Consider the following 20,370-nt stretch of genomic DNA (forward strand, 5'->3'; position numbering starts at 1 on the left):
CTTTCTGGTATTTTGAGAACAATGCCTTTGAAAACCTAATAATTGATATTGATCGAGTATGACTACTAATGATGTGGTGGAAAGTAGACAATCAGTTGTCGCAGAGCCATCTTCTAAAGATTCTTCTCTTCTTAGTACTACAAAAGATGTCAGCCAGGATTTTTCTGAGCAAAAAATTCGAGTATTGATTGTTGACGATCTCAGGCTTGTTTGTGAAGGATTACAAGCGATCTTTGATGAAGTTCAAGATATTGATATAGTTGGATTTGCACTTAACGGGAAAGATGCAATTGAACAGGTAAGCAAAATTAAGCCCGATGTAGTAGTTTTAGATTTGTTGATGCCTGGGATGGGTGGTCTAGAAACTACCAAAAAAATTACCAAGCATTACCCTGATGTAAAAATTCTCATTTTGAGTTCATTTAATGACGATTCGATCGTCTCAGAGATAATAGCCGCTGGAGCCATTGGCTACGTGTTTAAAAATATGGTTATTAGCGAATTAGCTTTAGCGATTCGCTCTGTTTATCGTGGTTCGTACCATTTTGCCGCAGGATTACTCGATACCCTAGTAAAAAATACGGATCAAGATTCTATCTCCAATGCTCTCAATTTAACTTCTGATACAGTGAGTGCCATAGACTCTCCAGTAGTTACATCCCAACCCCAAGCCATCCAAGCTATCCAAGTTACTCAAATTACTCAAGCTACTCAAGCTACTCAAGCTACTCAAGTCAACCAAACTAAACAACCAAAGTCAGAAAGACCCTTTTTGCCCTATGGAGATTGGTCGCTGGCAGCATTGGCAGTTATTGTACTATCCCAGATCAATGTTATAGGTAATCATCTTGGGCATGTAGGATTATTCTTCCTGATGCTCGCCTTAGTCGCCCGTCCGCTCAAAGGTTGGTGGGATGCTCCTTTGAAATATCGTCGAGCCATTGATGTTATTGCTTTTGCAGCTGTACTTGCTCATGTAATTTATGTTACGAGAGATTCTTTAGAAGGAAATTTAGCCACAATTGGGCTGATGTCTGCTCAACACAAGTGGGGGATGTGGGTAGGTATAATCTCTCTAGGTATCATGGCTCTTATGGCAATGACTAGCTTCCGATTTTTGCAGCGTAAATTAGGCAATGCTTGGCGTCACATTCACTTATTAAGTGTCCCTGTAATGGCTTTAGCAGTGCTGCACACCATCCTAGTTGGCCCCCACTATTTGATGGCAGATGCCCAGGTGGGAGCAATTGACTATTTCCGAACCTTTTGTATTATTGCCGTAGGTCTATCGATCTGGTTACTAAGACAACGTATTGTTTGGTCTAAACTAAAATTGGACAACTTAAACAACTTAGAAAAACCACCTAAAAAACCGATTAAGCTGACGCGCATTTAGACTTAATCTTAAATCTGCAAATGTTTGCTACAAATAAAAGACTTGCCCTAAAGGATATGCCCTAAAGGATATGCCCTAAAGGACTAGCTCCGCGTCGCGTAGCGGTATACCATTTGCGAAGCTTATCCTTTAGGACTAGCTTCGCGTCGGGGACTTGGGGACTTAGGGACTATTTATCTGTATCATTCTTATTTGTATTTCATATTAGAAGCGGTGAGGATAGTCAAATATCACTCAAGGCTAGTTGATAGATCTCAGAGTATTGTTGAAGAATTTTTTGCAGATCGTAGCTCGCGATTTTTGTCCGAGCTTTTGTCGCCATTACTGCCAGGCTATTGGGATCTTCAACTATCTGGGACATTGCTTGTGCTAGGGCGTTAGTATCACCAAGAGGGACTAATAAACCACAGCCGTTCTCCAACAGATCTTGCGTACCGCGAATATTTGAGCCAATCACAGGGGTACTTAAACACATTGCTTCCATAATGCTGCGAGGTAGCCCTTCCTGTTGAGAAACTAGTAATACAGCATTGGCTGCTTGAATTAAGGTGGGTATGTCTTGGCGATAACCTAAAAAATGCACTTGTTTTGCTATACCTAGCTGCTGGGCTAATTCTGCCATTTTTGGTTGAATAGGGCCTTCTCCTGCTAACGCTAAATGAACTTGAGGATTAGCTACTTTGGCTAAAGCATTGAGTAAGTCTTGATGTCTTTTACGAGGAGTAAATTCAGCAATAGAAAGCAATAGAGTATCAGAGTCGGCTAAATTCAACTGCTGACGTACTTGTGCTAGATTTGCAGGATCGACCTTGCCAGAAGCATAATAATCAGTATCTACGCCGATGCCACGAGTATAATAAATTTTGGCATCAGGAAGAAAGTTATATTTTTTAGCAGCAGCTTCGTCTTCTCGGTTAATTGTAATTAAATAATCAGTCCATGCACCAGCTAGCTTCTCTAAACTCAGGAAAATAAAGTTTTTAAGTGCATTACCGCCATGATAAAAGTGAAAACCATGTGCTGTATAGATGACCTTGGTTTTTCGGTTATTTCTTAGAGCATAGCGCGTGACAAAGGCAGCAATAGGAGTATGAACATGAACTAGATCGTAATCTTCTTGTGCCACTACTTGCTTAACTCGCGAGACTCCAGCCCATAAATTTCTCGGATCGAAGACATTACGTGACCATTGAATATCATAAATGCGATCGCATGTCTCTACACAATCTCGATCGCTTTCAATTCCCTGCGCCATACCGTCTACCTGCCAGCCCAAACTTTGGCAATGCTCGATCAAAGGAAGCAGAAAACTGCGAATTGTAATGGGAACTGTCGTCACAACTAATAGTTTAGGCATGGGAAAAGGAAATAGGAAATAGGAAATAGGAAATAGGAAGTAAGAAATAATTTTTCAAAAATGTTCTAAGGTTTTTATGTTTAGCTACTTAAATTCATACTTAAAACAGATGAAACATTGATATTCGCAGAAAGTATACTATAACTCTTGGGGTTTTGCCGACAATTATAGTAGTCAATAGTAGTCATTTTTAAGTCATGGTAGATAGTCATTCAGCAGCAACAGAGCGTTTCCGACAGCTACAGAATCAGCTAAGAGAATGGACAAGATCGCCTGAAGAAGGTCAACTTTGGCAGAGTGTCGATATTTTCGATCAAGATGACTATGATATTTTGGTGATTCCTTCCTTTAGCGTCGATCAGCAGGTGGGCGATAAAGTAGCGGGGTTCTTGCATTACGAAGAAAGACTATTATTTTCTTTGATCCGTCTGCGTAATCCGTTAACTAGGGTAATTTATCTTACTGCTTTGCCTCTGTGTCCCATTGTCATTGACTACTATCTGCAACTTTTACCAGGCATTCCTTTTTCCCATGCACGCGATCGCTTACTATTGATTAGTATTTATGATGGCTCGCTTAAACCCTTAACCCAAAAGATTTTAGATCGTCCTCGACTGGTGGCAAAAATTCGTCGGGCGCTACGTCCTAATAAGTCTTATATGGTCTGTTATAACTCTACCGAGCTTGAGCAGCAGCTATCTTTAAAGCTGGGTATTCCCCTCTTAGCAGCATCTCCTGAAGTACTCAAGTGGGGTTCTAAAAGCGGTAGTCGTCGTATTTTTGCCGAGGCGGGAATTGCTCATCCTGACGGTAGCTACACTGTGAGAAATCCCACAGATTTAATCGAAGATTTATGGCAACTTTGGCAAAGACAGCCTAACTTAAAACGGGTTGTAGTAAAGCTCAACGAAGGCTTTTCGGGAGAAGGAAATGCCCTGCTCGATTTAAGACCAATTCAAGCCTATGCCCCAAGTCAAAACTCAAATCAAAAAAGTGAAGCCGAAACTAAAATAGTCTTAAGTAAACAGCTAGAAAATATGAGCTTTCAAGGGGCAGGAGAAACCTGGGCGACTTTTTCACGACGTATTCCCGAATTGGGGGCAATTGTGGAGGCTTTTATCGAAGGGCAGATCAAGCGATCGCCAAGTGTCCAAGGCTATATTCGACCATCGGGAGAAGTGGAAATTATCTCGACTCACGATCAGATTTTGGGTGGTGTAGATGGACAGGTATATGAAGGGTGCTATTTTCCTGCGGATGCTGACTATCGACATGAACTACAAGAAATAGGGTTAAAAGTTGGTGAAGTCTTAGCTGCCAAGGGGGCGATCGAACGTTACGGGGTAGATTTTATTACAGTGCAAGATCCTCAAACCAAACGATGGGATATTCAGGCGATCGAAATTAACCTCCGCAAAGGTGGCACAACCCACCCCTTTATGACCTTAAGATTATTGACTAATGGCAGGTTAGACTACGACACAGGCAACTTCTTGAGTCAACACAATCAAGAAAAATACTATATTGCCACCGATAATCTTCACAAACCACAGTATAAAGGTCTATTACCCAACGATCTGATGGATATTATTGCTCAAAAAAGACTACATTTTGATAGTAGTAGTATGACAGGGACTGTCTTTCATCTAATGGGTGCATTATCAGAATTTGGCAAGCTGGGTTTAACTAGTATTGGCAATTCTTTAGCAGAAGCTAAGGAGATCTACGATCGCGTCGAGGCTGTATTAGACAAAGCTACCGCAAATCAAACTGATGCTGATGATCCTCAAGCAAACCCTCTACCTCTACCAATCAACTGGAGTAGTAATCAATGAACAATGAGTCCTAAAGGATTAGTTCGCAAGCTCACGTCACAGTGAACAATGAACAATGAACAGAGTAATCAGTAATCAGTAATCAGTAATCAGTAATCAGTAATCAGTAATCAGTAATCAGTAATCAGTAATCAGTAATCAATTAGTCCACAACTTTATGCCTCCTAATAACCCTGTGACGTTGGGGATAATTTTGACATTAGCGGGTAAATTAAACTTGACCTGTTTAGTTTCTCCTCCACCAATATAGAGTGTGTTGTAGTTAAACAGATGTTCTAGATGAGCGATCGCTGTTTCCAGGCGCAGATTCCATTTTTTGCTTCCATGTTTTTCCAAAGCTGCTCGACCTAATTGTTGCTCATAGGTTTCTCGCTTGCGAAACGGATGATGTCCCATTTCGAGGTTGGGAACTAGTTTTCCCTCCACAAATAAAGCTGAACCAAATCCTGTTCCTAAAGTAATTACTAACTCAACTCCATTGCCTGAAATTGCCCCAAGTCCTTGAATATCAGCATCATTTGCTACTTTTACTGGCTTAGACAGTAATTTACTCAAGCTAGTGGCTAGGTCGTATTGTAGCCAGTCGTCATGGAGGTTAACTGCGGTTTTGATTACTCCGCTTTGTACCACTCCAGGAAAACCCACCGAAACACGGTCATATTCTTGTTCTTTTACTAGAGTCAAAATGGTGTCAATTACTGCTTGTGGTTTGGCAGGGTTCGGGGTTTTAAGACGTTGGCGATCGCTTAAGGGATTACCCTCAACATCTAAAACCATTACTTTAATCCCGCTACCACCAATATCTACTGCTAAGGTACGTAACTGTTGAGGCTGGTTCATGGTGTCTTACTTAAGCTAAATTTATCCAGATTATCAAAGTTTAAGAGAGTTGGCTTCTTGTCGATCTTTTTATTAGTAATCAGGGAACTTAGTAGCTTAATATAGCGACTTTATACCACTAAGAAAATCTATTAATTTTTATTACTTTAATTATTTTTGATGAATATCATCCAGATTAACAGACCAGGGTTGATTTACCGATGCTTAATTACTGTCAGCATTGGATTTTCAGCTTTAACAATTCAACCCCAAAACGCTTTAGGGGCGGAGAAAGTGAAGCTAACTTATGGTCTTTTTAAGGGCAAAGTTTCGGTAAATTCCCTAGAAAAGTATGCAGCTACGGGCGAAATGACCTTGGAGTTGCGAGTTTATTCCAAGTTTGCCGAGCGCCAAACCCTAGCTCAATTAAGATCTTGGCTCAATAGCCGTTTTGAATGCGATCGCCTTACTCTGGGTCAGTTTGCTAATACTCCAGAAGGCCAACAGTTTTTGCAAGACTTGGGTACAGTAATCAAAGCCGATCCTCAACGTAATGGATTTTTAGAGATTCGTTCAACTTTGATGGAAACCGCCGATGTACCGAGTAAATCTGATGGTTGGACGATACTTGAGGCAATGCACAACTTTCCTGCCGATGATTTACATGTCAATCTCAAGAATTTAGTCCAGCTAAAAAAATCTTGGTCAGATAATCCCCAAAATAATCAAGCTGCTGCCAAGATATTTACTATTCGTGCAGAAAACACCTCAGCCTCTAATTCTCAGTAATTATTGCTTAAATTGCTCTAATTTAGCTGGATCTAGATTACGGATGATGAAAAGTTTAAAAGCATTATTGTCTAGTTGCGGAATGCGATCTCGCTGTAGATATGTTTGATATTTAGGCTGTTGAGCCAGGTAAACCTGAAAAAAAGCAGTGGTAAGCGTCTTCAAAGCAGGATAGGCATAAATCGGTCGAGGGCCTACCACATCATCAGGTACGGGCAAAACTCCTATACTTTCTTGTAAAAAGCTAAAGTGAGTTGCTGGCTTGACCAAAACTAAATATTTCTCTTTCTCCTTAAGCCAAGAAAAAGGTTCAATTTGCTCTGCAACAGGGGGCATAATGCGATCGTTGATCCCTGAAATGATCATCGTGGGAGTTTTAATTTCACTCATCCCCGTCGAGCCAAAAATCTTTGCCATCGGGTTGATAGCAATTACTGCTTTAACGCGCGGATCTCGTAATTGTACTGGAGATTTATAGAGTTGATTAAAAGTACATTGAGCTAACGACGACAAATCTAGTAAGACATCAGAATCGTCTTCTGTCTGGCACTCAGCAACAGATTGGTCAGGGATTAATTTCCCTCCTGATAATGCTAATGCACTATATCCCCCAAAAGACTGACCCACAATTCCTACTTGGTTTAAATCAAGATTCGATTCTGATTCTAAGCGATCGAGGACGGAACTAATATCTAAAGGCTGATTGACTAAATTATTTGCCTTGGGAAAGGGTTCTATCCCTGCAAGAAAGCGATCGAATTTAGCTAAACTTATGTCATCGTGTTCGATTACGGCAACCGCGAAACCATAAGAGGCTAGATGTTTTGCCAGATAAGCGAAGGTTTTTCGATTGGAAGCGATACCGTGAGAAATGGCAATTAAAGGAACGGGACGCTCAATTTCTGGCTGATAAAGATCAAATAAACCTGTTTGCTGGCGATGAGGATTTTTGTAGGTGAGAGTCCGTTTCTGCCAAGAATATTGCCCAGGAATTTCCAGATCTAATTCTCCCTCAAGGCGATCGCCTAATGCCTTATGCTGATTCTGATGACCATCAAACCAAGTGCGATCGATGATTTCACGGTTTTTTGCTAATTTTGTAGCCTGTTCGAGATATTGAGTTAATACTTCTAAATCAAGATGAACTGTTTTAAGCGGATAGTGGTGTAATAAGTTGATGAGGGTCAATCCTTCATCGTCGAAAGCAGCAGCAATCATAGCGCCTCTCAAGGCATAAAAGCCATTGCGATTAACCTGACTTTTAATACCCTTACCGAAGTTTTTAATTAGAATCTCGCCAACGGTAGAGTTAGTAAATTTGGCGATCGTTAAAGGCTTAAACTCTAGAGGGGTAGATAATAGCTCTGGTAGTTTGGCTTGCTGTTTGGCAGGCAAACGGCGAAGATAATAGTCCAGTTCAGCAGATTTTGATCCTGTAGCAACGAAGGCTTCGAGATCCTTAACTTTAATTTGAAACTGACCGAAAGGAGCTATGTTAAAAGTAATTCTTTCTGCTGCGATCGCTGCTATGGGTAATAGAGCAGCAGATATACCGAGAGCCAGAGAAATTAGCTTATGTTTGATGTTTTGACTGAAAATCACCGACTTTGATGGTTTTTACCCGAGTTTTCTTTTAGTTTAATCGAAATACAGGGTATTGGAAAATGCCCATCATCGCTACAGGGCTATTTCATTCTAACTGTAGTGAACCAAGAAATAAATTTCTTGGCTTAAAATTAAAGTCCGTTTAAACGGACTTAATGTACTTAGACAGAGAATTTATTCTCTGGATATATGAGAATGAAATAGCCCTGTCATCGTTATCAGTCCAAAGTAAATTTGGGCTGGGTTTGACTAGAACATTTTTTCAAGCATTTATTTGCTTTCTTGCTGTTTAAATCAAATTCGTTTTTCTAAATATTGACCGATGGTAATTTCCTCTCCTGCACGAGAAATGACTGTTTGTCTGGTGCGATATTTATGACCCACTAATTTAATCTCTTCTTCAAAAACATTGGCATTATATTCAGTACGCAAGTTCATAGTTTCCGCATTAGGAAAAGAACAGATCGCAATTACTGGTTTAGGAGTGGCGAATCCGCGATCGCGATAGAGAACATTTCCTTTAATGCCAAAAACGGTTGAACCCGTCACAGGTTTACGATTTTGATTGGTGTAGCTACTTTCCCAAGTAACTTTTGTCCCACAAACTAACGCCGATAAGTCTTCTAGTTGATGCCTTTGGGCTAGTTCAATCAATTCTGCTGCGCCTTGAGACAAAAATGAAATATTAAGTATACTTTCAACTTCTTGAGGTTCAACATCTTTGTTTAATGTGTAATACCTTCTTTGGGAATTCCAGCTACCTGCTGACTTATCAAAAAAGTCAACTGCTAAAGACTGTAGAGTAAGATTTGTGGTTTCCGCAGACATCATTAGGGTTTAACCTCTTTGGCTAAGACAATAAAAAAACGCATATGTCAAGAAATACAACTTTATGCTTAATATATATTAATATATCACGAGCTAATGTCACGGGTGTTATGTCTCTAGCTATATTCTGAATAGTTTAAGAATTAAATTTAGGTTGCTTATTTTTATAGCTTTTATATGGTCAATCATCAAAATTTTGCTGTTAAATTAATTACTATTTTGGCGATCGCTTTAATCAATTTACTGGCAGTTTTCCCTGCTGCTGCCACAACTCAAGATTTCCAACTCTATAGTGAGCAAGGATATCGAGTCGAGACAAACTTCAGTTACGATGAGACCAAAAAAAACACAGGCGCGATCGCATTACCAGGAAAAGAAGCCAACGAAGTTGATTCTCTCAAGGTTCGCTTTTACGATCCTGACGGCAAAATGATAGCTAGTTATGACAACATTGTCGATGGAATCATTCAGAATAAATATTTTGAATTTAATTATGATTTAAACACGCAACAGTTATTAAAAAAGGTAGATATAGGCGGTGAAGTAGCAGGAGAAATGTATCTCCAAGGCGATGTTGACCAAGGATTGTCGTTAATTATGATTGAACCGTCAGGAGAAGAGAAAGTTATCGATCGAGTCAAAAGCAATCAGTAACCAGTAATTAGTAATCAGTAATTAGTAATCAGTGTAGTAGCGCGTCTAGGCTAAAGTACTGGGTTCATTTAAGTAGGGTGGGCATTGCCCACTCTACTGAAAACGCCGATGATTTCGGGTCGAATGTGATTATAATTTCAGTCCGTTACAACTACTTATCATCATTCGATATCTTTCTATCTCCTTTGGATAAATAAAGGTGAATGCGATTGCTTGTCCAAGTAGCTACACCTGCGCCGAAAAAATCGGCATCTTCTGTCCAAATGGGACAATCTAACATGAGTGACACTGCTACAATGGGCCAGTCATCTATATCCCGCACCGCAATTCTTTGTTTAGCTTCTACTTCATAAATTTCGTACAAGTCGGCATCCACAGCAGCGATTAAGCTGGTCAATCCTTCTAGTACTTTAAGCGCTTCATCGGCAGGTAAATCACGTTTTGCAAACAAAGCTGGCAGATATTTTCTAGCATCTGCAAAACAAATGTCAGCAGTAAAAAATTGAGCAGAGTTGGCAAACTTTTCAATGTTATTTCGTACTTTTTGCCCCAGTACTGCTCGAATCAATATATTGGCGCGGCGCGTTTTGGGTATGAAGATTCACACCCAAAAGCCGCCGCAATCGAGGACAACTTTTATTTCTGCTGCCATCAATTTTATTGATTATGTTCTTGACGTAGTTGACGAAATTCTGCCACGAGTTCGTCCTCTGTGATTCCCGAATCTGCCAATAGTCGATCTAATTTCTCTGCTGCCACTTTCAAAGATTCCAATTTTGCTTGTTCTGGCTTTTTATGAGTAGGTAAAAAACAACCCACAGTTTGACCATGGCGCATGACAGCTACAGGTTCAGTAGCACTGAGATATTTTGCCAAGTTATTTCTAAATTCCCGTATGCCAATTTTTTGTAACACTGCGATCACCTCTGCTTAAATTATGTACCTCTGTGTACACAATTTAACATAACGGTCAGTAATCAGTAATCACTCTGGGCATTTATTTTGAGCAAGCTTCATTGCCGCCTGATTGAGATAAAGTTGCCGTTGACCACTAATGATATAGGGTTGAGTTACACCACGAGGAAGGTTAAGAGTAAGAGGATCGCTGCTATCGTTGGGTTGGCGGAGAAAATCAGTGAGAAATACTACAGGGCGATCGCTATCCCAATCGGTTTGTAGTTCCGCTTGGGTAATTAAGTATTCAGGAGTAGAGCCAGGAAACTGAGGCGGGATACGGTTTTTGCCACCGTCAGCGAGAATCATTACGGTGCGGTAGGTAATGTCACCAACAGTCGTCCAGCCTGGTAGATCGTGGCGATTATCGCTTGTTTTGCCCTGATTGAGATAATAGCCAATAACCCCTGCTGCACCGAGTTCCCGCGAGCCTTCATATGTCCAAAGAGTATCGACACTCAGACAGGAATTTGCCTCTTGGACGAGATTTTTGGATGAACGAATATCTTGATAAATCGCAAATCCTCTAATTGTGGCAATATAGGTAAGCATTAAGACGATGACCAATGGTAGCCAAGCTAGGGCAGAACGCTTCAGCATGGCGAATCCCGAAGCCAGCCAGCCTGTACCTAAAACAATAGCCACAATTATAATTAATTTGTTTATTTCTGCCGTTTGTAACACCGCAGGTAAGAGAGTAACGATCAGAGGAAGAACGGTAATTGAACCATAAAAACCAATTCCTAAGATTAAAGCGATCGCGCCATATAAGTCTACTGCTTGAGTTGGTATAACCTGACTTGCTATCTGTGCTGATGATTTACACAGAGTAGAGATGGTAGAAGGGTAAGCAGCATTAGGTGTTGAGTAGCCAATAACTGTAGAGGAAGTTCCTGAAGATTGCCCTTTAACTGTAGTGCGATAACGCTTTGACCACCAGCCAGCACACAACATAATGTAAGGAGGAATAGCGGGAATACTATAGTAAATTAGGCGAGAAGACAGAGGCAGAAATAAAATTACTGGTAAAATTGCTGCTGTAGCTAGCAAGAAAATACCGTCACTATTTTTACGATCTAAGAGCGAAGCGTTAGCTAAAAATCCTCTTTGCCATGATTGAGTAGTAGATTTAATCACCGACGGCAAAAATAAGATCCAGGGGAAACACCAACAGGCTGTAATTGCCAAATAACCAATAGCGCTAATTTTAGAAACCTCGTAGTCTGGAGGATAGCGACGATCTAGTAGACGATCGAAGTGTTCATTAACAATGAAATAATGCCAAAAACCAGGGTTAGATTGCTCTACCGCAATAAACCAGGGCAGGATAATCGCCAGCATCAAGAGTAATCCTTGATATATTTTAATGCGACCTAGAATTTTGAGATCTCGTCGGACAATAATTAGTCCTAAACATCCTAGGAACGGAAAAACTACTCCAATTAATCCTTTAGTTAAGACACACAAAGCCAGAGAAGTATATGTTCCCAACCAATTGAGGCGATTGGGTTGGTAAAGCGATCGCCAAAGGAAATAGTTGCTGCTAATGAGTAATGTTCCGAGTAAGGCATCGATTAAGATCTGATGGGTAAAAATAAACCAGCCAAGAGTTACAGAAAGCATTAACGCTGCAACTCGACTAGATTCAATTCCCCAGAGTTCTCTAGTCCACTTCCAGGCAACAACTATGCCTACCCAACCAGCAATACCGATAGGTAGTCTAGCAGCAAACTCGGTCGAACCAAAAATCCCTGTGGTAAAAGCGATCAGCCAATACAATAGGGGTGGCTTGTTGAGATAGGGCGAGCCATTAAGGTGAGGAGTTACCCAATCATTGCGCCAGAGCATTTCTTGCGCAACCATCGCAAAATGACCTTCATGGGGTTCATATAAACCATAGTTACCAATACCCAAAAGCGTTACTATTAATGCCAGTAAGAGAATCGAAATATCGACCCAGTATAGATTTTTAATAGTAAATCGCATTGTTGTTGAAGTACCAATTCTGGTGCAAAAGCTTAAATATAAATTTTATCAATGGTCAGAATAATCTTTGACTGTCGAGGGTTTGAAAGTAGAATTTGGTGTAACTTTGACGTAACTTTAAAGTGAAGTATCTTATTTGCTGTTCATGCGAAGAATCAATCAATATAACCTACTGAATTGAAAGCCAAGCTAGTTACAACCTGATTTTTGGCTATTTTATTTTATTTAATAGATATTTTAGTCGCATCATGGTCAATTCTCGAAAATGCTCAAATTGACGCTCAAAGATAATGTTTTGTCTCTATCTGACTCGTAACTTTCCCTTGTAGAGTCGATCGCTATATAGATAAACTGAAGTATATTTACTTCACACCAAGGATTGATTAGAAGAGGATGCAAATCAAAGCAACTGAGCGAGCATTATTAGACTGGACTGGAGATTTACTAGCGATAGGCATTGCTGAAGGTGAAACCAAACTCTCAGGGGATTTGGCAACCCTTAACGAAAAATTAGCAGGGACAATTGCCGAATTGATTGCGGAGGAAGAGTTTGAGGGCAAATCTGGCACTACCGTAATGGGCCGTGTGGGCGGTCAAAACCCCGTACGTAAAATTGCTCTGGTTGGTTTAGGTAAGGCAGAAGATTTAACTATTAATAGCTGGCGTAACGCGGTGGCAGCGATCGCTCGTTTGGCTACCAAGGAAAAAACTTTAGGTATTAGTCTACCCCCTGGTTCGGCATCAGCCTCAGATGTAGCCCAGGCAATGACTGAAGCAATTATTCTGGCACTGCATGAAGACAACCGCTTTAAGTCTGAGCCAGAATCAAAAGAACCTAAGTTAGAAACCATCGAGCTAATTGGTTTGGCAGGGCAAGACGAGGCGATTAGTAGAGGGTTAATCATTGCTGATGGTGTGATCTTGGCTAGAGAATTAGTTAATGCTCCTGCCAATGAAGTGACTCCTGTGACTATGGCTCAAACAGCTCAACAGTTAGCCCAAGACTATGGTTTAGAAATCAAAATTTTAGAAGAAGCAGACTGCGCTCAGTTTCAACAGGGAATGGGGGCATATCTAGGGGTAGGACAGGCTTCAGAAATTCCTCCCAAGTTTATTCATCTAATCTATAAGCCTCAAGGAACAGCTAAACGCAAGGTTGCTATTGTCGGTAAAAGCCTTACCTTTGATTCTGGTGGTTTGAACCTGAAACCTAGTGGTAGTGGGATCGAAACTATGAAGATGGACATGGGTGGTGGTGCAGCTACTCTTGGGGCAGCTAAAGCGATCGCTCAACTTAAACCTGATACCGAAGTTCACTTTATCTGTGCAGCGACGGAAAATATGATTAGCGGTAAAGCAATGCACCCAGGCGATATCCTCAAAGCCTCTAACGGTAAGACAATTGAGGTTAACAATACTGATGCTGAAGGTAGATTAACCCTCGCGGATGCTTTGGTCTATGCTGAAACTTTAGAAGTTGATGCGATCGTCGATCTGGCTACTCTTACAGGAGCTTGCATCGTGGCTTTAGGTAACGATATTGCTGGGTTATGGAGTACTGATGATGCTTTGGCAACAGAAATGAAAGCTGCTGCGGAATTGGCAGGAGAGAAATTCTGGCAGTTGCCCATGGAAGAAAAATATTTTGAAGGCTTAAAGTCGCAAATTGCTGACATGAAAAATACTGGGCCCCGTGCTGGTGGTTCAATTACGGCAGCGTTATTTCTCAAGCAGTTTATCAAGGATACGCCTTGGATGCATTTAGATGTAGCTGGGCCAGTTTGGGCCGAGACTGCTGGCGGGATTAACAATAAAGGAGCTACGGGCTTCCCTGTGAGAACTCTAGTTAACTGGGTAAGCGACTAAATAAAGCCGCTTTTTGTAACATAAAAGTAGAGCTAATCAAGATATTGACAATTTTAGTAACTACTGACACTATTGTCTGCATGTATCTAAGGATACAAAAACCATACGAGATCGTTGTTAGCTTTGAGATTGTTCTTCGTGTTAACTAAACAGTTAATCCCAGGGCGATCGCCTTGATGACACGAGCCAATTTTCTTTTTTAGGTGTGAGGAAAATGTCTAAATTAATCCGCAATTTGTTGCTGGTTTCTCCAGCAATGATCTGTTTTGTGCTGGGTTCTCAACTGGAAGCTTCTGCTCAATCAACTTCAGGTGCAAGCAGTAATTTTACTAGTAATTCCCCATTACTTAACCAAATTAATAACTACAGTCAGGAAGGCAAAAGCAATTCTAGTAGTCAGGTAACAAACGTCAACCAATTACGAGACGTATCGCCTACAGACTGGGCTTATGAAGCACTCCGTAGTTTAGTAGATCGTTATGGCTGTATCGCTGGTTTTCCTAATCAAACTTACCGTGGCAGCCAATCTTTGACACGCTATGAGTTTGCTGCTGGCTTAAACTCTTGTTTGAATCAAATAGAGCGTTTAATTTCTTCTCAAGATTCCGTATCTGCCGAAGACTTAGAAACCGTAAACCGTTTAACTCAAGAGTTTGAAGCAGAATTAGCTACTCTTGGTGGTCGTGTAGACGAGCTAGAAAGTCGGACAGCCGTTCTAGAAGATAGCCAATTTTCTACTACCACTAAATTACAAGGAGAAGCTGTCTTTGGCATCAGTAATGAGTTCAACAACTCCGACTTCAATGAAGTAGTATTTCAAGACCGAGTACGTTTGAATTTTGTTTCTAGTTTCTTTGGTGAAGATTCTCTCTATACCCGCTTAGATGCTGCTAATGCAGGTTTTGATTTCCAAACTACCAGCAATGAAGGTGAAGCAAATGAAGTAGCCGCACCTTTAGAGACTGGAGCCTTGACCTATCAAACTACCAACTCAGATAACAGTGTTAGTCTTGGCTGGTTAGCTTACTACTTCCCCATCGGCGAAAAAATCGATGTTTATCTGCCTGCTGCTTTTCCTATCTGGCAGGATTTTGTTCCCACTCTCAGTCCTTACCTAGACACCTTTACTGGTGCGACAGGTTCTCTCTCTAGCTTCGCTGAATCTAGCCCGATCTATAAAATTGGTCTTCCTAGTGGTGGTGGTGTTGGTTTCAACTTTAAACCGATTGAATTTGTTACTGTAAGCGCTGGTTACTTTGGTGGTGACTCTGCCAATCCGATTGAGGCTGAAGATGGTGGTCTTTTCAACGAAGAATATTCTGCTTTAGGTCAAGTCACCTTAAGCTTCCTAGATGATAAGCTACAGCTTGCTGGTACTTATGTATTAGGTAAATTTGGCGCATCAGATAACACTATCTATGACTTGGGTGTTGGTACTGCTACTGCAAGACAGCCTTTTGGCGAGAATGGAGGGGAAGTTTCGAGCAACTCTTATGGCGTAGAGGCAGCTTTCCAAATTAGCGATCGCATTGCGCTGAATGCTTTTGGCATGTTAACCAAGGCTCAACAGTCTGCTGGTGACGAAGATGCTGATATCTATTCCTATGGTGCAGGTTTGTCATTCCCCGATTTAGGTAAAGAAGGTAACTTAGCCTCTTTATTTGTCGGTGCAGAACCATATGTTGATTCTGCTTCCAATGGTGGTGGTGAAGACGCGCCAATTCATATTGAAGGTTTATATAAGTACCAGTTCAATGACAATATCTCGGTAACTCCAGGTGTTGTTTATATCGTCAATCCCAATGGTTCATCTGATGATGAAGATGCCTTGATTGGTGTAATGAGAACTACTTTTACCTTCTAAAATTCACAGCGATATTTAAAGCGATCGCGCTGTTGCTAATTTAAAAGATTTTAGCCAGACTATAGTTTAGACTATGGTCTTTTTTTTGCCCAAATATAAGATCTGAAGATTATTAAAGATTAAATCATCTAAAAGTGATGCTTGGTTGAGTAAAAATCACTCTTATACTCTGTAATAATTCAATTAACCTGTAAACAGACTAAGCTAAATAAAAGGATTAATTATCTGTGACTGAGATTGCAACTAGCCAAACAAGCGCGTCGAATGATCTAGATTACGATATTGAATCAACAGTACTATCAAGATATCAAGAAGGTGCCAGAGAACAGCAACCAAGTTTATGTTGTCCGACAGAATATGCAGGCAACTATACAGAAAATTTGCCCCCAGAAATTATTGCCAAAGACTATGGCTGTGGCGATCCTACCCGTTATGTCAATGAGGGCGAAACTGTAGTTGATTTAGGTTCAGGTGCGGGCAAAAACTGCTATATTTTGGCGCAAAAAGTAGGAGAGTCAGGCAAAATCATCGGTGTTGATTTTAATGATGAGATGCTTAATCTAGCGCGCAAGTATCAGGGAGAAATGGCGGACAAGCTAGGCTATGGCAACACTGAGTTTGTTAAGGGCAAAATTCAGGATTTAAAATTACCCTTAGAGCAATTAGAAACTTGGTTACAGAATAATCCCATCACATCAGTAGATCAGATGGTCGCCTATGAGGTAGAATGCGATCGCCTCAGACAACAACAGCCTTTAATTGCTGAGAATAGCGTTGATGTAGTAATTTCCAACTGTGTCCTCAATTTAGTTCGTCCTCAAGACAAACAACAGTTATTTGGGGAGATCTTCCGCGTGCTAAAACGAGGTGGTAGAGCCGTAATTTCTGATATTGTCTGTGACGAAGATCCTACGCCCAAAATTATGCAAGATCCCGATCTGTGGAGTGGCTGTATTGCAGGAGCATTTAGAGAAGATCTGTTCTTGAAAATGTTTGAAGATGCTGGGTTTTATGGAGTAGAAATCCTGAAGCGAGAAGAGACTCCCTGGCAAGTAATTGATGGCGTTGAATTTCGTTCCATGACTGTCAGAGCCTATAAAGGCAAAGAAGGTATCTGCTTAGAAAGAAAGCAGTCTGTTGTCTATAAAGGCCCTTGGAAACAGGTAGTAGATGATGATGGTCATGTCTTCTGTCGGGGAGAAAGAATGGCGGTTTGTGACAAGACCTATAACATTATGACTAGCTGTTGTAGTCCTTATAGTCAAGACGTAATCGGCATTGAACCCTACGAGAATATTGCTCTAGAAGACGCAGCAGAATTTAACTGCAAAACCAAAGCAGTACGCCACGCCAGAGAAACCAAGGGTTCAGAATACAGCCTGACTGACACTAGCAGCGATGATTGTTGTTCCCCTGGAAATTGCTGTTGATCGATATGATATCCAGTAGGGTGGGCAATAAAGCTAATTATATGGCGAGATTTTTGCTCTTCGTTGATGCCCACCAAAAATAATTAACGATCGGCGATCGATAAAATCTAAAAATGCTTATTACAAATACAGAAACTTCGATTACGCCTTTTGCGCAGAAAATCAATCACCCTTTAACCAAAAGTCAGATTACAGTATTGCAAATAAATCTTGGTCGTAAATGCAATCTTGCCTGTACTCATTGTCACGTGGAGGCTAGTCCTAAGCGCACCGAAGAATTATCCCCCGAAGTGTGTCAACAGATTATTGAGCTAATTAATCGCTTCCCTCAGATCCAAACCGTCGATCTCACAGGTGGTGCGCCAGAGATGAACTATGGTTTTCGTCCTCTAGTTGAAGCAGCAAAAGCCCAAGGAAAAGAGGTAATTGTTCGTTCTAACTTGACCATCTTTTTTGAACCTGGATTTGAAGACTTGCCCGAATACTTTGCTCAAAATCAACTCCGAGTTACGGCTTCTCTTCCCTGCTATCTTGAAGACAATGTAGATCGACAAAGGGGTGCAGGAGTCTATAATCATTCGATTCAGGCTATCCAGCGGTTGAACCAACTCGGCTATGGTACAGATCCTAATTTAGCGATCGATTTAGTCTACAATCCCCCACTGCCGACTAAAAATGATTTTGCTTTAACTCCCAACCAGCAAAAGCTAGAACAAGACTACAAGGCTTATTTAGCAGAACACTTTCAGATTCAATTTAATAATCTGTTCACGATCACCAATATTCCTATCGGCAGAACCAAACAGTTTTTACAACGTCGAGGAATTCACGATGATTATCTTCAATTTTTAGCAGAAAATTATAATCCTGCTACATTAACTAGCGTCATGTGTCGCAATGAACTGTCAATTGACTACTTGGGCAATGTCTACGACTGTGACTTTAACCAGATGGAAAACATTGCAGCAACTACACCCGATCGCGATCGCCTAACCGTGGCAAAATTATTATCATTAGATAATTTAGATGTAATCAAAGAGATTAAAACGGCTAACTATTGCTATGGTTGCACTGCTGGCACAGGCTCTAGCTGCGGTGGCTCTTTACTATGATCGCTCATGTTTGAGAAAATAACTCAAAGCTTTGTCCAATTATCAATCCAGCTTAGAAAACTAATCCTCAAACCACAGTTTATTGCCCTGGCTACTGCTGCTGTGGGGATTATCTTACTCTGTATCTTGACTCCCTTAAAAGCAGTCTTTAACCCTTTCCTATTTAAAGACTTCATCCAGCAATACGAGGGTTATGTTGAAATTCTCTTTATTGCGATCTACACAGGATTAACCGTAATTGGTATTCCTGGCACAGTTTTAACTATTGTTGGCGGCTGTCTCTTTGGCATCTGGTATGGCACAATTATTTCTGTAATCAGTGCTACCTCTGGGGCATTGTTTGCCTTTTGGACGGCTCGCTATTTGTTTCGAGATCTGGCTCAACGCAAGCTAAGTCAAAGTAAAAGGCTCACCAAATTTCAAGCAGCAGTATTAAAACAACCATTTTCGTATGTGCTAACCACTCGTCTGATTCCCATTTCCCCTTACAACTTGGTTAACTACCTGTTTGGTTTAACTTCAATCAACTGGTTAGACTATACTCTGGCTACTTTTATTGGGGTAATTCCAGGTAGCTTTGCCTACACTTGGATTGGAAAGAGTGGTGAAATGGTCATGACAGGAGGCGATCGCCTTTCGTTTTTTCTCGCTTTAACTTTTCTTGCACTATTATCGCTGATTCCTTTACTCTATCACCGTCAGCAAGCATAATTAGTCCGTCTTAATACTGGATAGTTTTTGGTAATGGCGATCGCTACTCGAATTCCCCAAACTCTGACCGATATTTAACTATTCCACTGCACTATCCTAACTGCGATCGCTCTAATTGTCCTAATTTAACTTTGTACGGCTATAGTATTTGAGCTTGAGACTAAAAATAAAACTAAAAATGAGGCTATCTTAAATCTTGCCTAGTTTACCTTTAAGATTAAGCAACAATTAAATTTAGCTGCGCCTGATATTTGAGATGTTCTCTTTGCCTCTTCCCCGTGAAATACTTCAAACCTTATTGCCCCATTTACGACTAGCTGCGGGCTACGCACGGCAGATCCAAGCCAAGATTACTTCTTTACCCGCCAAAGATGTAGAAGGCAATATCTTAGCGGCAGCTTTAACTGATGCGGATCTTTCGATTCAAACAGTGGTGGAGGTAGCCCTACTGGGAAAATATCCCAATCTGGCTTTTTATGGTGAGGAATATGAACAATCACGCAATACTAAATATTTTTCTTCGACGGAGTTAAGTACAAATAACTACCTGATTACTTTAGATCCAATTGATGGGACACAATATTATCTTGATGGTTTTGATAATTATCAGATTATTCTAAGTATCTTAAATACCGATAGCTACGAGGCGGTAATTGCCATTTCTCCCGCTCAAGACTGCTACTATTACACCATCAAAAATCATGGAGTATATCATGGTCATCTTCAACAAGATTTAGCTGATTGCCCCAGATTAAAAATTAATAATTCTGCTCCCGCAATCTTATTAGGTTGGGGAATGGCACATTTAAAACCCGCATTACAAGATAAGTACCAGGTAATAGATATCGAGAACTGTTATTCTTCGACGATTAAATTACCCAACTACAACGGTATTTTTACAGGAGATTTAAGCGGCTGGATTACCAAAAGAGGTAAGTTTATTGATAGTGCAGCCTTGGCATTCATGGCACAAGAGAATGGTTGTATCGTCACAGGATTAGACGGTTTTCCTTTGCCACCCTTGCACACTTGTCAAAATTATAGTTATGATGGCGCGATCGTCGCTAGAACTCCGCAACTACATCAAGATTTGTTAGCAGCCTGTCAGGAATTTAAGCAAACTGACTAATAATATTCGATCAGTAACTTACTGTTGCCCAGAAT

17 protein-coding genes are annotated in these 20,370 nt (G+C 40.7%); 10 read left to right on the plus strand and 7 right to left on the minus strand.

The features are described 5' to 3' along the window. Positions 1-58: 58 nt before the first annotated feature. Positions 59-1,396 (plus strand): response regulator, encoded by a 1,338-nt coding sequence (locus tag KME09_13545; protein MBW4534954.1) that lies wholly within the window; start codon positions 59-61, stop codon positions 1,394-1,396. 223 nt (positions 1,397-1,619) lie between these two features. On the opposite strand, the gene KME09_13550 is transcribed toward KME09_13545, so the two are convergent. Next, positions 1,620-2,753 carry a glycosyltransferase family 4 protein gene (locus KME09_13550; GenBank protein MBW4534955.1) on the minus strand — a complete coding sequence of 378 codons (1,134 nt, stop codon included), beginning with the start codon at positions 2,751-2,753 and terminating at the stop codon, positions 1,620-1,622. A gap of 197 nt (positions 2,754-2,950) precedes the next feature. Here KME09_13550 and KME09_13555 point away from each other — a divergent pair, with 197 nt between their 5' ends. Beyond that, positions 2,951-4,588, plus strand: a complete 1,638-nt coding sequence (locus KME09_13555; protein MBW4534956.1) for a carboxylate-amine ligase — start codon at positions 2,951-2,953, stop codon at positions 4,586-4,588. Between the two features lie 138 nt (positions 4,589-4,726). Here KME09_13555 and KME09_13560 read toward each other — a convergent pair whose 3' ends face one another. Further along, a complete protein-coding gene (locus KME09_13560; protein MBW4534957.1) occupies positions 4,727-5,428 on the minus strand; it encodes an ROK family protein in 702 nt (233 codons plus the stop codon). Positions 5,429-5,587: 159 nt separating this feature from the next. Here KME09_13560 and KME09_13565 point away from each other — a divergent pair, with 159 nt between their 5' ends. After that, positions 5,588-6,196: an alpha/beta hydrolase gene (locus tag KME09_13565; GenBank protein MBW4534958.1), complete on the plus strand. Its 609-nt coding sequence runs from the start codon at positions 5,588-5,590 to the stop codon at positions 6,194-6,196. On the opposite strand, the gene KME09_13570 is transcribed toward KME09_13565, so the two are convergent. Next, complete coding sequence (locus KME09_13570) at positions 6,197-7,798, minus strand: alpha/beta hydrolase (GenBank protein MBW4534959.1); 1,602 nt, start codon at positions 7,796-7,798, stop codon at positions 6,197-6,199. It lies immediately after the preceding gene. 297 nt (positions 7,799-8,095) lie between these two features. Continuing rightward, the gene (locus KME09_13575) at positions 8,096-8,632 is read right to left on the minus strand and encodes a phycobiliprotein lyase (protein MBW4534960.1); all 537 of its coding nucleotides are present in this window, start codon (positions 8,630-8,632) and stop codon (positions 8,096-8,098) included. A gap of 174 nt (positions 8,633-8,806) precedes the next feature. On the opposite strand from KME09_13575, the gene KME09_13580 reads away from it, so the two are divergent. Then, entirely contained in the window at positions 8,807-9,283 is a 477-nt protein-coding gene (locus tag KME09_13580; GenBank protein ID MBW4534961.1) for a hypothetical protein, read from the plus strand. Between the two features lie 151 nt (positions 9,284-9,434). Here KME09_13580 and KME09_13585 read toward each other — a convergent pair whose 3' ends face one another. The 3 genes from KME09_13585 to KME09_13595 all read right to left on the minus strand — a co-directional run bounded on the left by KME09_13585 (position 9,435) and on the right by KME09_13595 (position 12,223). Next, positions 9,435-9,848 carry a hypothetical protein gene (locus tag KME09_13585; GenBank protein ID MBW4534962.1) on the minus strand — a complete coding sequence of 138 codons (414 nt, stop codon included), beginning with the start codon at positions 9,846-9,848 and terminating at the stop codon, positions 9,435-9,437. A 92-nt stretch (positions 9,849-9,940) separates the two neighbouring features. Continuing rightward, complete coding sequence (locus tag KME09_13590) at positions 9,941-10,198, minus strand: type II toxin-antitoxin system Phd/YefM family antitoxin (protein ID MBW4534963.1); 258 nt, start codon at positions 10,196-10,198, stop codon at positions 9,941-9,943. 69 nt (positions 10,199-10,267) lie between these two features. After that, on the minus strand, positions 10,268-12,223 hold the full coding sequence (locus KME09_13595) for a glycosyltransferase family 39 protein (GenBank protein MBW4534964.1): 1,956 nt from the start codon (positions 12,221-12,223) through the stop codon (positions 10,268-10,270). Between the two features lie 393 nt (positions 12,224-12,616). On the opposite strand from KME09_13595, the gene KME09_13600 reads away from it, so the two are divergent. From KME09_13600 to KME09_13625, 6 genes are all read left to right on the plus strand, one after another. Beyond that, the gene (locus KME09_13600) at positions 12,617-14,089 is read left to right on the plus strand and encodes a leucyl aminopeptidase (protein MBW4534965.1); all 1,473 of its coding nucleotides are present in this window, start codon (positions 12,617-12,619) and stop codon (positions 14,087-14,089) included. Positions 14,090-14,303: 214 nt separating this feature from the next. Then, positions 14,304-15,953, plus strand: a complete 1,650-nt coding sequence (locus KME09_13605) for an iron uptake porin (GenBank protein MBW4534966.1) — start codon at positions 14,304-14,306, stop codon at positions 15,951-15,953. Positions 15,954-16,180: 227 nt separating this feature from the next. Then, positions 16,181-17,383, plus strand: coding sequence for a methyltransferase domain-containing protein (locus tag KME09_13610; GenBank protein MBW4534967.1), 1,203 nt, complete (start codon positions 16,181-16,183; stop codon positions 17,381-17,383). A gap of 113 nt (positions 17,384-17,496) precedes the next feature. Beyond that, a complete protein-coding gene (arsS, locus tag KME09_13615; GenBank protein MBW4534968.1) occupies positions 17,497-18,495 on the plus strand; it encodes an arsenosugar biosynthesis radical SAM protein ArsS in 999 nt (332 codons plus the stop codon). 6 nt (positions 18,496-18,501) lie between these two features. Then, positions 18,502-19,206 (plus strand): TVP38/TMEM64 family protein, encoded by a 705-nt coding sequence (locus tag KME09_13620; GenBank protein ID MBW4534969.1) that lies wholly within the window; start codon positions 18,502-18,504, stop codon positions 19,204-19,206. Positions 19,207-19,462: 256 nt separating this feature from the next. Further along, the gene (locus tag KME09_13625) at positions 19,463-20,335 is read left to right on the plus strand and encodes an inositol monophosphatase family protein (protein MBW4534970.1); all 873 of its coding nucleotides are present in this window, start codon (positions 19,463-19,465) and stop codon (positions 20,333-20,335) included. The last annotated feature ends 35 nt before the right edge of the window (positions 20,336-20,370 follow it).

Source organism: Pleurocapsa minor HA4230-MV1, assembly GCA_019359095.1.
GTDB lineage: Bacteria > Cyanobacteriota > Cyanobacteriia > Cyanobacteriales > Xenococcaceae > Waterburya > Waterburya minor.

Bases quoted from the DNA above. Each gene is read 5' to 3' on its own strand.
- KME09_13625 (MBW4534970.1), top strand. From the start codon at position 19,463: ATGTTCTCTTTGCCTCTTCCCCGTGAAATACTTCAAACCTTATTGCCC.
- KME09_13605 (MBW4534966.1), top strand. From the start codon at position 14,304: ATGTCTAAATTAATCCGCAATTTGTTGCTGGTTTCTCCAGCAATGATC.
- KME09_13620 (MBW4534969.1), top strand. From the start codon at position 18,502: ATGTTTGAGAAAATAACTCAAAGCTTTGTCCAATTATCAATCCAGCTT.
- KME09_13545 (MBW4534954.1), top strand. From the start codon at position 59: ATGACTACTAATGATGTGGTGGAAAGTAGACAATCAGTTGTCGCAGAG.
- KME09_13565 (MBW4534958.1), top strand. From the start codon at position 5,588: ATGAATATCATCCAGATTAACAGACCAGGGTTGATTTACCGATGCTTA.
- KME09_13595 (MBW4534964.1), bottom strand. From the start codon at position 12,223: ATGCGATTTACTATTAAAAATCTATACTGGGTCGATATTTCGATTCTC.
- KME09_13575 (MBW4534960.1), bottom strand. From the start codon at position 8,632: ATGATGTCTGCGGAAACCACAAATCTTACTCTACAGTCTTTAGCAGTT.
- arsS (MBW4534968.1), top strand. From the start codon at position 17,497: ATGCTTATTACAAATACAGAAACTTCGATTACGCCTTTTGCGCAGAAA.
- KME09_13555 (MBW4534956.1), top strand. From the start codon at position 2,951: ATGGTAGATAGTCATTCAGCAGCAACAGAGCGTTTCCGACAGCTACAG.
- KME09_13550 (MBW4534955.1), bottom strand. From the start codon at position 2,753: ATGCCTAAACTATTAGTTGTGACGACAGTTCCCATTACAATTCGCAGT.
- KME09_13560 (MBW4534957.1), bottom strand. From the start codon at position 5,428: ATGAACCAGCCTCAACAGTTACGTACCTTAGCAGTAGATATTGGTGGT.
- KME09_13600 (MBW4534965.1), top strand. From the start codon at position 12,617: ATGCAAATCAAAGCAACTGAGCGAGCATTATTAGACTGGACTGGAGAT.
- KME09_13580 (MBW4534961.1), top strand. From the start codon at position 8,807: ATGGTCAATCATCAAAATTTTGCTGTTAAATTAATTACTATTTTGGCG.